This is a genomic window from Flagellimonas alvinocaridis (assembly GCF_965248585.1).
Taxonomy (GTDB): Bacteria; Bacteroidota; Bacteroidia; order Flavobacteriales; family Flavobacteriaceae; genus Flagellimonas; species Flagellimonas alvinocaridis.
Genome location: NZ_OZ252111.1, coordinates 2351767 through 2364436, shown reverse-complemented (window position 1 = coordinate 2364436; position 12670 = coordinate 2351767). Strand labels below are relative to the sequence as shown.

General features: G+C 39.8%; 10 protein-coding genes. 9 read left to right on the top strand and 1 reads right to left on the bottom strand.

Going from position 1 to position 12670, the window contains the following annotated elements; genetic code table 11:
- Nucleotides 1-87 precede the first annotated feature (87 nt).
- The 7 genes from ACP14V_RS10545 (at nucleotide 88) to ACP14V_RS10515 (ending at nucleotide 6667) form a co-directional block, all read left to right on the top strand.
- Nucleotides 88-1278 carry an FG-GAP repeat domain-containing protein gene (locus ACP14V_RS10545; protein ID WP_272610497.1) on the top strand — a complete coding sequence of 397 codons (1191 nt, stop codon included), beginning with the start codon at nucleotides 88-90 and terminating at the stop codon, nucleotides 1276-1278.
- 1 nt (nucleotide 1279) lies between these two features.
- The gene (locus ACP14V_RS10540; RefSeq protein WP_272610496.1) at nucleotides 1280-1939 is read left to right on the top strand and encodes a cyclase family protein; all 660 of its coding nucleotides are present in this window, start codon (nucleotides 1280-1282) and stop codon (nucleotides 1937-1939) included.
- A 116-nt stretch (nucleotides 1940-2055) separates the two neighbouring features.
- The gene (locus ACP14V_RS10535; RefSeq protein ID WP_272610495.1) at nucleotides 2056-3204 is read left to right on the top strand and encodes a DJ-1/PfpI family protein; all 1149 of its coding nucleotides are present in this window, start codon (nucleotides 2056-2058) and stop codon (nucleotides 3202-3204) included.
- Complete coding sequence (locus ACP14V_RS10530) at nucleotides 3188-4513, top strand: sialidase family protein (protein WP_424987304.1); 1326 nt, start codon at nucleotides 3188-3190, stop codon at nucleotides 4511-4513. The genes ACP14V_RS10535 and ACP14V_RS10530 overlap by 17 nt, the downstream gene beginning before the upstream one ends.
- An 89-nt stretch (nucleotides 4514-4602) precedes the next feature.
- On the top strand, nucleotides 4603-5001 hold the full coding sequence (locus ACP14V_RS10525) for a hypothetical protein (RefSeq protein ID WP_272610492.1): 399 nt from the start codon (nucleotides 4603-4605) through the stop codon (nucleotides 4999-5001).
- Nucleotides 5002-5209: 208 nt separating this feature from the next.
- On the top strand, nucleotides 5210-5875 hold the full coding sequence (locus ACP14V_RS10520; protein WP_272610491.1) for a hypothetical protein: 666 nt from the start codon (nucleotides 5210-5212) through the stop codon (nucleotides 5873-5875).
- A gap of 273 nt (nucleotides 5876-6148) precedes the next feature.
- Complete coding sequence (locus ACP14V_RS10515) at nucleotides 6149-6667, top strand: DUF5004 domain-containing protein (RefSeq protein WP_272610490.1); 519 nt, start codon at nucleotides 6149-6151, stop codon at nucleotides 6665-6667.
- 128 nt (nucleotides 6668-6795) lie between these two features.
- Here the strand turns inward: ACP14V_RS10515 and ACP14V_RS10510 are convergent, their stop codons facing one another.
- Nucleotides 6796-7851, bottom strand: a complete 1056-nt coding sequence (locus ACP14V_RS10510) for a PAS domain-containing sensor histidine kinase (RefSeq protein WP_272610489.1) — start codon at nucleotides 7849-7851, stop codon at nucleotides 6796-6798.
- 497 nt (nucleotides 7852-8348) lie between these two features.
- Here ACP14V_RS10510 and ACP14V_RS10505 point away from each other — a divergent pair, with 497 nt between their 5' ends.
- Nucleotides 8349-9272 carry a dihydrodipicolinate synthase family protein gene (locus ACP14V_RS10505; RefSeq protein WP_272610488.1) on the top strand — a complete coding sequence of 308 codons (924 nt, stop codon included), beginning with the start codon at nucleotides 8349-8351 and terminating at the stop codon, nucleotides 9270-9272.
- Between the two features lie 88 nt (nucleotides 9273-9360).
- Nucleotides 9361-12666, top strand: a complete 3306-nt coding sequence (locus ACP14V_RS10500) for a SusC/RagA family TonB-linked outer membrane protein (protein ID WP_272610487.1) — start codon at nucleotides 9361-9363, stop codon at nucleotides 12664-12666.
- The last annotated feature ends 4 nt before the right edge of the window (nucleotides 12667-12670 follow it).

Genomic DNA, 12670 nt, shown 5'->3' with positions numbered 1-12670 from the left:
GACTCAACTACGATTCAATTTTGGATACCGACGGTGCAGTGTTAGGAAAGAAGTGAGGATTACATAGAATTCTGAATTCATAAAAACGTGAAAAAGTTAACCATTGTACTACTATTGTCTTCCGCATTTGTTTCAAATGCACAAAATCTGACATTCAAAAATGTAACGGAAACCAACCTTCCCGAAATAAGCCATTCCGCGAAGAAAAACTCAATGGACGCCAAAGTGGGCGACATTGACACTGATGGTGATTTGGATATCGTGGTTGCCGTGGAGTTCTTTAAAAACATCATACTAATTAATGATGGCAAAGGGAACTTCATGGACGGGCGAGAAAGGCTCCCCGATTTAAAAGCAGATAAAGACCCAAAACCATATCCCTATTATCCCTATCATGATACGGAAGACGTAGCATTGGAAGATTTTGACAAGGATGGTGATCTAGACATTATATTCGTGACTGAGGACGATAAGGTAAATGAATACTACTTGAATGATGGAAGGGGCTATTTTATTGACAACACTGATAAATTCCCAACCGAAGGAGTTTCAAATAGTGTTTTGGCTGGAGATTTCGATAGCGATGGATGGCTAGAAATAATCGTCGGAAACAATGGCCAAAACATTTATCTTGACAACAATGAAGAAGGATTTATGGATAAAACTGAAAAGTACTTACCTATGGTAGAGGACATCACCCAAGATATGCAATCAATAGATTTTGATAATGACGGAGACTTGGATGTTATCGTGGCCAATGAAAAGGAAAATCGCTTTTTACTGAATGATGGGAAAGGTGCTTTTAAAGATGTGACATCCGTATATTTTGAAGATGGGGTATTGGCCGATGAAACCCGTGAGGCCACCTTTGCAGACGTAGATAATGATGGTGATTTTGATATCTACTTTGCCAATGTTTATATGTTTCAACAGCTTGAGCCCATACAGCGATTGCTCATAAATCCGGGCAATGGAGATAAGTTTAGTGATGAGACGGAAAAAAGACTTGGTTTTACCAAAGAGTTGAGTATTCTGGATGGGACTTTTGCGGACTTGGATAAAGACGGTGACCAAGACCTATTGCTTCTCACGCACAAAGGACCAAAACTATTTCAAAATGATGGGAAAGGTTATTTTACCGACATAACGGAAAAATCAATTGGGATGCTTCAAGCTGATGGGGTTGATACTGAAATTGCAGATTTCAATGGAGACGGATTAATGGATATTTTCATTTCTTGCTTTAGGGGAAGTGATGTTTTATTATTTCAAGAATAATATGGAATTTATCGATTTAAGTCACACAATAGAGGACGGTACAATCACTTACAAGGGTCTTCCGGCTCCTATTATTTGTGATTATTACAGTCATGAAGATTCAAGAAAATTCTATGAAAAAGGCACAGAGTTCCACATAGGACACATAAAAATGGTTTCAAATACAGGAACGTACTTGGATTGTCCCTTCCATCGCTACAAAGAAGGAAAAGATTTGTCTGAAACCTCACTCGAGCGGTTGGCCAATATTTCAGGGCTTAAGGTCAAGGTCCCCTTCCAAGAAACACTAGAGATTGACAAATCACACTTTGAAAATTTGGATGTAAAGGATAAAGCAGTTCTTGTTCAAACGGGTTGGTCAGAATTTTGGCAAACGGAGAAGTATTTTGAAAATCATCCCTACCTAACTGAGGATGCAGCCCAATATTTGGTGGACCAAGGCGTTAAACTTGTGGGCATTGACTCTTATAATATCGATGATACTTCCAAAAACACAAGGCCGGTTCACTCAAACTTATTGCAGAAAGAGATATGTATTGTGGAGCACCTGTGCAATCTAGAACAAGTTCCGGAGAACCATTTTACTTTTACGGCAGTTCCGCCCAAAATAGTAGGAATGGGCACTTTTCCAGTACGTGCGTTCGCGCAGGTTACCCGCTAAACAGGTAGGGCACTAGATCTGTTAAAGCAGAGTTAATGTCTATTTTGTACAATTCTTGGGTACGTATTACAAATACTTTGTGGTTAAAATAGCGCTTGCGCAAACTACAAAGTACCATGAAGAGCATCATTCTTATTCTGCACATTGTATTAGTATCTGTTGCCGCCTGTGCACAGTCCAACGATGTGTCCAAAACATCAAAATATTCTGTTGAATACTACTGTCCACCTTGTGGTTGCTCAGAGGATGATAAAATTTTTGATTCACCTGATGTCTGTCCGGTTTGCAACATGACTTACTTATCCAGGGTAAAGGGACTTGATGATAAGCCTAGGGGTGAGTCTCCAAGACGTACAGCAGCAATACTTCTTTTTGATTATGCAGACATAATGGACGTCACTGGTCCCATGTCAGTTTTTGAGCATGCAGGTTTTAATGTCGTAACGGTTGCAAAAGATATGAAACCCAAAACCATTGGTATGTACACACCACTACAACCAAATTTTACCCTTGACAATCTACCTCAAGTAGATGTAATCATGGTACCTGGTGGTGGTCCTGCCGAATCTAATCAAGATATGGATATAGTCAATTGGCTAAAGGAAAGAAATGGTAATACAGATACTATGTTTTCAGTCTGTAGTGGGGCTTTCTTTTTAGGATTGGCCGGTATTTTAGATGGTAATGAAGCAACAACTTTTGCCACACTCATTCCTGATCTTAAGGAGCAATTTCCTAAAGCCAAGGTGCTAAACAATGTAAAATACACCAATAATGGCCATGTAATAACGTCATCTGGACTGTCATCCGGTATTGATGCCTCTTTTGAGGTGGTTTCAAAATACTATGGGGTTGGTAGGGCGCAAGATATTGCCAACAGAATGGAGTACCCCTGGAAACGAAGAAATGACTATGCCAGAACCCAATTGGCAGATAACTATATCGATAGTTTGAAAAGTTTGGTAATGCAATTTGCTACGCGATATACCTATTCAGAAGGCAACATGAATGTTTGGGAGTACCGCTTTATTCTTTGGGATGGTGTGGACCATAACGAATTTATGACACTAGTGGAAAATGAGATGAGAGGTGTTGATGGATTCAAGGTCACAAACTCATCTAAAAACGCGATCATTGGAATTTACGACCACAGAAATCTGGGGATGGGCAATGTTGAACTCAGACTTTCCAAAACTGTTGAGGGAACACAGGTGATTTTAAGAGCAGAAAGACAAAATAGAATTACTAATGTTCAAAGCCTTTAATATGGGTGTCAAACCTTTCATAACCATCATTTTATTGGGATTTGTCTTCCTAAATGCAAATGCGCAGTCAGATATTGCCTTTGTGGATCTAGATAAGGAAAATGATGCAATAGCAGGCCCAAATATTCCAATCAAATCACAATTTGTAAGCAATCCAGTCGTAGAACCGAGTATTTCTGCACATCCATCAGACAATAACATCCTTTTGGCTTCTGCAATGATTGTAACAGATGAGGAGAGACCTTATCAAAGTTGTAGATTGTCAAGCTTCCATTCGAAAGATGGCGGAAGAACGTGGATTGAGACCACTCACAACCACTGGGGTTACGATCCATGGACTGCCATTCTTCCAGATGGTAAGGCGGCCATGAGCTGGCTGGGAACATCTGGTAGTTTCCGACATGAGTTTCCTTTGAACGTATTTACTTCCAATAATTCCGGTAAAAACTGGGATAGCAAAGTACAGGTATTCAATGGTCTTGGCCATGGGCATGACGGCACAAAACTGGTAGGCTTTGAAGATAGTTTTTATTTGACCACGGTTCGTTTCAATGCAAATATGGGTGCCGATGTAGTGTTGTACGAGTCAATAAACGGCGGATCTTTTAAAGAAGTGGCAAAAGTAGACAGCAAAGGAAGGAGACTCAACTTTTGTGAACCTGCGATTCTTACAGATGGTTCCGTAGTGGTTCCGACCATGTATGGTGGTGGCAAGATTTGGGCCAACCTGTATGACCCAAAGCGAAAACAACTTTCAGAAACCTATATCATATCTGACAATCCTAAGCTGGGTAGAGGTTATTCGCGAATGGCTGCAGATACCAACGCCAATTCAAAGTTTACAGATAGGATATATTTTGTTCGGGCCGTTGCTGATGGTACAAGCTCAAAAGGCGTTTGGTTGAACTATTCCTCCGATTTGGGCAAGACATGGAGCAAGGAATGCAGGGTAGACCTTTTTGACAATGGCAAGTTAAGCAAAGCCAATGTGGCCAGTGTTGCTGTCAATAGTAATGGAGTGGTGGGTATTTCTTGGGTAGATGGACAGCATTCAGCTGATCAAAGATCGTATGACGTATACTTTACAATCTCTAAAGATGGCGGCAAAAGCTTCCAAAGACCGATTAGGGTCACAGATGTTAGCTCAAATCCCAGAACAGAAAAGAATGCGGATGTTGCAAATAAGTTTCAACCCGGCGGACATTATCTGGGAATCACCACAAGGGTTGATGGTAGTTTTCAATTGATATGGAGTGATAGTAGAACAGGAATCTTTAAGCTACAAACAAGTCGAATTGAAATAGAATGAAATCTAATTCTATATTTTGCTTATTGTTTTTGAGTTATTCAAACTTCATTTTAGCCCAAGAAATAAAACCCCACGAAATAGTCGAAAATATGTCCGGCAATTTCGAATGGACCATGGGCAAACCTAAATCCAAACAAATTGTAAGAAGAGGAAAGAGAAAAACAGAACAGCATTTTAATGGACAGATCCTTTTCTTCTGCGAGACATTTTATGATTCAGAAATTGAACAGTTGGGTTTTTTTGGGTACGACACAAAGACCAAAGAAGTAGTTAGTATTGGATTATACAATATTGACTTGGGGCCACACATTTTAAGGGGAATACCTCAAAGAGAGGGACAAGGATACCGAGTAGCGTTTTATGAAGGGGACAAAAAGATCATTTTGACTATCAAGAGTCCCAAACATCATTATTGGCAATATTATTCAAAAGAAAACGGAAAATGGATACAAGATGACTTGCAAATTGACTTTCGCAAAAGTACTTGAAAGAAAATATATTTTACCCATTGTTTTTGTTCTGAATGGATTTGGGGTTTGGTCACAAAATTTTCAACCCTTTCCTGAAGATTATAATCGTCTGGTACAGGGAATCAGCATTTCCCCAGACTCCAAAAGGATGTATTACACGCTACCACACAAAGAGCGGTTAAGGGCAATGGGAAAAACGGTGAATGACAGTACACCCAGATTGGCCATGTATGAATCATACCGTAATGTAGATGGCACATGGTCAGAACCTAAATTATTCAATTTTTCAGGCAATATCATAGATTATGAGCCTACAATCTTGCCCGATGGAAAGACACTTCTCTTTAACTCAAGAAGACCCTTAAAAGATTCTGTTGCCGAGACAAAAAATAATATTTGGGTGAGTATATTAAAAAATGGCGTTTGGCAAGAACCTCAATCTTTAAAAAAGATAAACACATCTGGGTTTGAAGAATCCTACGCTACAGTTTCAGCATCGTTAAGATTGGTGCATTGTAAAGAGGTCATCATTAATGGTAAATCCCAGCATCATTTGTTTGAAACAGTTTTCAAAGGGGTGGATACACCAAGAGGGAATAGGATTGATTTTCCGGAATTTGATAAAGAAACTGCAGACCCACATATATCCAAAAATGGTGATTATCTTGTTTTTACAGGCTATGATGCAAGCGACTGGAATGCTACCTGCGATTTATACATTTCATTCTTCAAAGAGGGGGAGTGGACAAAACCAAAAGCCTTAAAAGAGTTAAACAGCAAAGGGCCTGATTTTGCTCCTTTTGTGAGCTTCGATGGTAGCAGAATTTTTTACCGTAAGAGCTTTCAGTTTCTTAGTGTACCCTTTAAAGACATCCTCAGGAAATATTTGTGAGAAACCTAAAGCTTTTTCATATCTATTTTATACATTTTGGGCTGTAGGATTCATTGATGAAACATAACATATATTTCAACCTTTGTATACTTTTTCTATTGGTTGTAGAAGATTCTTCCAGTTACGCAAAAAAATTCCAATAAACCTCAAGAAATGGCCATAAAGTCGGTAAATCAGAAGTGGGTTTAGTTGTTTGATAAAAAAATCTATCACATTTACATGCAACCTTAATGCATTTATATCATCCATCTATATATAATAGAAACATACTTTATGAAAAAAAATGCTTTAATGGCCCTTGCAGCGATGGCAATGGGAATTTTTATGACTGCTTGCAATTCTGATGATGGAGCGGATTGTCCGGAAGATTTTACCGGAGCCCTCACCGCAAATGAGCAAAAATTGGTTGGAACATGGTCTCTCTCCGCCATAGTTTCGGTGGAAGAAGTGGATATCACCGATGATGGCGAAGATAATCCCAGTAATGATATATATGCCCAATATTCGGATTGTCAAAAGAGCACTTTCTATACATTTAATGCCGATAGATCATACCAAATTGGCCAAGAGGGAAATTTTGAAGGGTGCGAAAACGCAGCTACAACCGAAGGAAACTGGCAATTAGTTTCACAGACCTTGAGTCTGTTAAGGAGCTGTACGCTTCAAAATATTACCATTTCCTTCAGCGCAGATGAAACTACCTTTAGCTTTTCGGATAACTATACTGTGACTGAGATAAATGGGAATTCCGTACAGACCGTAATTACCTTTACGTATAGCTTAAACCCTTAAACCTTGCTTGGTAGGGATATTGCTTTTGGCAATTTATAGCCTCTATTTACCTTTCTCCCAGATTGGTTTGAAAAGAATAAAGACCACTGAACATATTGATTTGGTGGTCTTTGTTTCAATTAAAACGATTATTTAAAAATTAGGTTGAAAGTTGTGCCTTTGTTTAGGGTACTTTTCACCTCAATACTTCCCCCAAGGCTGGTTATTTGGCTTTTTATCAAATATAGCCCCACACCTTTACTCTCTTGGTTTCCGCTGTCCCTATCTCGTATCTCAAAAATTGAACTGCCCATTTTGTTCAAATCCATTCCTGCACCATTATCTTCGTAGACGAGTGTTTTTTTTCCATTTGTGTCCCCAGTGGCAATGGAAATGATGGGGGGAACACCCGGTTGCGCATATTTTATGGAATTTGTGATAAGGTTTAAAAAAATACTTTCCATGAACTGTTGTTTGAAGACGATGTCTTCCATTTCTGAAAAATCCGTATTGAACACAACACCTTCTTTTTGAATCAATGCGCCAATAGAATTTTTGACTTTCCGGAACACTTGGTCAAAGTTGACTTTTTCCAATTTTTCTGTGGATACTTCACGTTGCTTCAACGAATCTAAGTAGGTGTTGAGGGAACTCTTTAAACCCTCTGCAGAGAGCGATATCAAGCCTAGTATTTCGAGGGTATCCTTGTCATCAATTTTGGAAAGGTCTATTAAATTGAGCAGGGAAAGTAAATTATTGAGGGGGGATCTTAGATCATGCGGGGTGGCATAATTTTGTTGTCTAAGGGTTTCATTGATCTTAGAAAGTTGGTCTAAATGGGTTATGCGATCCTGTTCCAATTTTTTAGTATGGGTAATATCCTTTGCAATGGCATAAATGAGACCCTTTTTAGATATGGGAATGGCAGTCCAATGCAGCCAAACATGCTCCCCTGATTTGGTGACATATCTGTTTTCAAAGTTGACCAAAGGCTTGTTTTTCAACAACTTTCCACGGTGGTTAGCGGTCATTTCCCGATCCATTGGATGGATAAAGCTGGAAATTAATCTTGATTTTAACTCCTTTTCCGAATATCCCAAAAGTAATTTTAATGAAGGGTTTACTTTTACAAAATACCCTTCATAATCGGCAATGCAAAGACCATCCAAAGACTGGTTGAAGAATGGTTCTAGTGTTGGATTCATTGATAACTGGTTACTTGTTCCTATGTGGTATTACTTTAAAAGTTGACCAAACAAATCTTTAGGATTCATTGGATGATGTCATGAGTGATGCCAAATGCTCAAACTCAAAAAAAATATTGGCCGTATGGATAAAACAGATTGGCATTCAATTTATTTTATCGGAACTAAAATTATGCAAAACCAACTTGAGCTGAGGTATCTCTAGAAAGATTTAACGATTTGGATAGGTATTGTGCTCCAACTTATCCTGTACCTTGATGAGTACGCTTGCTGAGATGAATTTTCATGCTCAATTCAGTTGCTGATAACAGACCAAGTAGTAGGGAATTAATTTACATAGTTTTCGCTTTTAGTAAACAGTATGGTCCATGCCAAAATATCACAGAAAATTAAAGTCCAGGAATACTGGCGAACGGTGGGGTATTCAGATATTCTAAAATTTTGTTTGATAAATTATATAAATTGCTTTATTTAGCAATATGTAATACATAATACATATGAAGAATTTGATAGCAGCCACGTACGCTCCAATGCAGACAGACGCATCCTTGAATCTATCTATTATCAAAGATTATGCAGGGTTTTTAACAGATAATGAGGTAAGTGGAGCATTTGTGAACGGTTCAACAGGTGATTTTACATCATTGAGCACCACGGAGCGCAAACAATTAATAGAAGTTTGGGCTAAAAATAAACCCGAAGAATTTTACCTGATCAACCATGTGGGGCATACCAATTTGCGTGAATCCAGGGAATTGGCAGAACATTCGGCTGAAATGGTGGATGCCATCGCGGCTTTACCTCCTTTTTACTTTAAGCCTAGAACAATGGATGATTTGCTCCATTATTGCAAAGAAGTAGCACTATCTGCTCCCAATATTCCTTTCTACTACTATCACATACCGGTATTGACAAGGGTAGATTTTTTGATGGCCGATTTTTTGGAAAAAGCCTCGACCAATATCCCAAATTTTGCAGGAATCAAGTACACCAATGATCATATGCAAGATTTCGGCAAATGCTTAAAGTATGATTCCCAAAAAATAAAACTCTTCTTTGGGATAGATGAAAAATTTTTGGATAGTCTGATAGCTGGAGCCACAGGGTGGGTGGGTAGTACCTATAACCATTTGGCTCCATTGTATATTGATATTGCCTCCTACGTATCTCAAGGTGAAATGGAAAAGGCAAAACTACTTCAGGCTAAGGCTATTTCTTTTGTTAACATTTTAGAGTCTTTGGGTGGATTTCATGGGGGTAGTAAAAGCTTAATGAAATCATTTGGATTGGACATGGGCCCCAGTCGCTTTCCGCATAAGGCTTTTGACGACGAAAAGATGAACAAGGCAAAACTACTTTTTGAAAAGGAAGAAATATCGGAATGTATGTCCAAGCCATTTTATCAAGATACAGCACAGTAGCAAAAAAATTTAATGAATTATGTTATACATAATACAAAAATTAATATATTCGCCTTCATAACACTTAGATAATCAAACTTTAAAATCTATGAAACTCTCAAACTATGTAGAAAAATGCACAAGGAGCAATTTGTGGGAGTGCCCTTGGAAAAAGGGAAGACTTACTCATTTTTTCCTTTTTACTTTGTTAAGCCTGTTTTCGGCCACTATGTACGGTCAGGAAGTACGGGTAACTGGTAATGTAACAGGTACGGATGGTGTTCCCTTGCCGGGAGCCACTGTTTTGGTAAAGAACACTTCAAATGGTACCCAGACAGACTTCGATGGAAATTATGTCATTGAAGCAAGTTCCGGCGATATTTTGGTGTTCAGTTATATTGGGTTTACTACCCAAGAAATTATGGTTGCCAACCAAACCAACATCGATGTGATTTTAGCCGAAAACACAGCTATGCTGGATGAAGTTGTGGTAACAGGATATGGTAGTCAGTCAAGGGCAACCCTGACTTCATCGGTGGCAAAGTTGGACACCCAAGTTTTGGAAAGCGCCACACGTTCCAATCCGGCCACGGCCTTGCAAGGGACTATTGCCGGTTTACGGGTGACCAATACTACGGGGCAACCTGGATCTACTCCAGAAATTGTACTGCGTGGAGGAACCAATTTTAGTGGTAGTGACTCACCACTGATTTTAGTAGATGGAGTTCCCAGCTCTTTTTACGCCTTAAACTCAGATGATATTGAGTCGATGGAGGTCTTAAAAGATGCGGCGGCCACGGCCATTTATGGTGCACGATCGGCCAACGGGGTTATTTTGATCACGACCAAGTCGGGTAAATCAGGTAAGTCTTCTATTAATTATAAGTACAGATACAGTATAAACAATGAGCGGAACGACCAGAAATATATTGGTGCCGCAGATCATATCAACTACAATAGGCAATCAGTGGCTTGGTATCGTGAGGCAACAGCCAATCCAGGCGCATTTAGTGCCTTTTTGGACGGTAACCATAGTGCGGCCACAGGGAACAATGCCACAAATGACCCCTTTACCACGCAATTGTTGACCTCGGATAATCAATACCTTCTTAATCAGCCAGGATGGCAATCCATTCCGGATATTTTAAACCCTGGTCAACAGATCCTATTTTATGACAATAAGGATGTGGGGGACCGAATTTATCAAACCAGTGAATCCAAGGACCATTATATATCCTTTGATGGAGGCAACGAAAAAGGTACGTACTACTTAGGATTGGGCCTTTTGGACAACGATGGACTTACATTGGGTACAGGTTTTAAAAGGTATTCCGGAAAGTTTAGTGGGTCTTACAAGATCAGTGACAGGGTAAAGGTAAACTCCAACATTTTATATTCCCATTCCAATTTAAGCCTAGGCGGATTGGGTAATGAAGATACCGTGTTCAGAAGGTTCCAAGGACAGGCTGCAACTTCCAGAACTTATGACAGCAACCCTGATGGAACTTGGTCCGATCAATATGCGGTAGGGCAGAACCAAGGTTTTGGTAACCCTCTGTATTATCAGGATAAGTTTGTAAGAAAGAACTTGGAACAGCGTTTAACAGCTTCAGTAGGTCTCGATTGGAATCTAATGGATGAATTGAAGTTCTCTTTGAGCGGAAGCCACTTTACCATTAATGACCATAACGAGAGTTTTAACAAGGCCTATAGAGTGGGCAGCACTACTGGACCTTTGCGTACAGGCCGTGAAGCAAGTGTTAGTTTGGAAAGGACCCTGAGAAACCAGTTGACTGGAACCTTGAGCTACATTAAGTCTTTTGGTAACCATAATGTCAATGCATTGGTTGGGGCGGAATATTTTAAGGATAATGTTTTTCAAACATCGGCTGGTACAAGAAATTCACCAACGGATTTGATTCAGACACTCAATGCAGGAGCCGAAGCTAATGGCATTCCTTACAGTTTTGAAACAGAGTACGTGATTACTTCAACTTTTGGAAGATTGTTATATGATTACGACAATAAATATCTGGTTGGGTTTACATTCAGAAATGATGGTTCTTCAAGATTGGGCAACAATAAGTTTGGGTTCTTTCCAGGGGTATCACTTGGTTGGAATGCGCATAACGAAGACTTCTTCCAAAATTCAGGGTTGGGCAAGGCCATAAGCATATTTAAACCTAGATTGAGTTACGGTGTAAACGGGAATCAAGATGTTTTGAGCAATTATGGAGTATATGGTTCTTATGGTTCGCAAGGCGTGTACAATGGTCAAACGGGATATGCCAACTCCAGCTTGTCAACACTGGATTTGAAATGGGAAAAAGCAACCACGTTCAATGTAGGGTTGGATGTGTCTTTGTTTGATAATAGACTGTCGTTCATCGCGGATATCTATACTAGGGATATCAAAGATAAGTTGGCAAGTCTTACATTACCGTATTATACGGGCTTTAGTGGCATACTTACCAACAACGGGACCTATAGGAACAAAGGTTTTGAGCTGCAGGTGAATGGTGATGTCATCAGAAAAGATGATTTTACTTTGAATTTAGGAGCTACCATCACATCCAACAAAAATTATGTGGTGGAGTTACCTGAGAATGACAATGATTTGAACAGACAGGGCGGAACCTTGATTTGGAATCCTGCTACGGGCCAAGAAGAGTGGGTCGGAGGACTTCAGGAAGGACAACGTTATGGAGGTGATTTGGTGGTGGCCTTTGAACAAGAGTCCATTTATGCCAATCAAGCCGAGGCTGATGCCGACAATGGCATTACCGACGAGTATGTGCCCGGGGCCAGCCGTAACCAAAGATGGGCAGGTGATGTAAAGTGGGTAGATCAAAATGGGGATGGTGTAATCAATAACCTTGACAGAAAGGTCATAGGGCGTACCACGCCAGATTTTATCGGAGGTTTCAACACGAGCCTTACCTACAAAAACTTTAGTCTGTTCGTTCAAACGGATTTTGCCACAGGACACTTGGTATGGAACCATATCAGAAATAAGGGATATGCACAGACGCAGGGTAATTTGGAACAACCCATCGAGGTCTTGGATTCATGGACACCTGACAACACCGATACTGACTGGCCCCGTTTTGTGTTCGTAAACGGAACCAAGAACGTCTGGAGGGGAAGCGAAAGTGTAGGAAGTTTGCAGACCGAAGGCAACGAAAAGTTTTGGGAAAAAGGAGATTATTTGGCCTTGAGGGAGGTAACGTTGACGTACAATGTGCCTACTGAATATTTTAATGACGTAATTAAAAGGTTGAGCATCAATCTAACAGGGACCAACCTACATTATTTTAAGAGTATGAGCGGGGATACCCCTGAGGTTGGTGGTGTACAGTACGGTGAATTTCCAGTACCCAAAACCATTACCATTGGACTTAACGTAACATTTTAAAAAA

Bases quoted from the DNA above. Each gene is read 5' to 3' on its own strand.
- ACP14V_RS10525 (WP_272610492.1), top strand. From the start codon at position 4,603: ATGTCCGGCAATTTCGAATGGACCATGGGCAAACCTAAATCCAAACAA.
- ACP14V_RS10540 (WP_272610496.1), top strand. From the start codon at position 1,280: ATGGAATTTATCGATTTAAGTCACACAATAGAGGACGGTACAATCACT.
- ACP14V_RS10510 (WP_272610489.1), bottom strand. From the start codon at position 7,851: ATGAATCCAACACTAGAACCATTCTTCAACCAGTCTTTGGATGGTCTT.
- ACP14V_RS10505 (WP_272610488.1), top strand. From the start codon at position 8,349: ATGAAGAATTTGATAGCAGCCACGTACGCTCCAATGCAGACAGACGCA.
- ACP14V_RS10535 (WP_272610495.1), top strand. From the start codon at position 2,056: ATGAAGAGCATCATTCTTATTCTGCACATTGTATTAGTATCTGTTGCC.
- ACP14V_RS10520 (WP_272610491.1), top strand. From the start codon at position 5,210: ATGTATGAATCATACCGTAATGTAGATGGCACATGGTCAGAACCTAAA.
- ACP14V_RS10530 (WP_424987304.1), top strand. From the start codon at position 3,188: ATGTTCAAAGCCTTTAATATGGGTGTCAAACCTTTCATAACCATCATT.
- ACP14V_RS10500 (WP_272610487.1), top strand. From the start codon at position 9,361: ATGAAACTCTCAAACTATGTAGAAAAATGCACAAGGAGCAATTTGTGG.
- ACP14V_RS10515 (WP_272610490.1), top strand. From the start codon at position 6,149: ATGAAAAAAAATGCTTTAATGGCCCTTGCAGCGATGGCAATGGGAATT.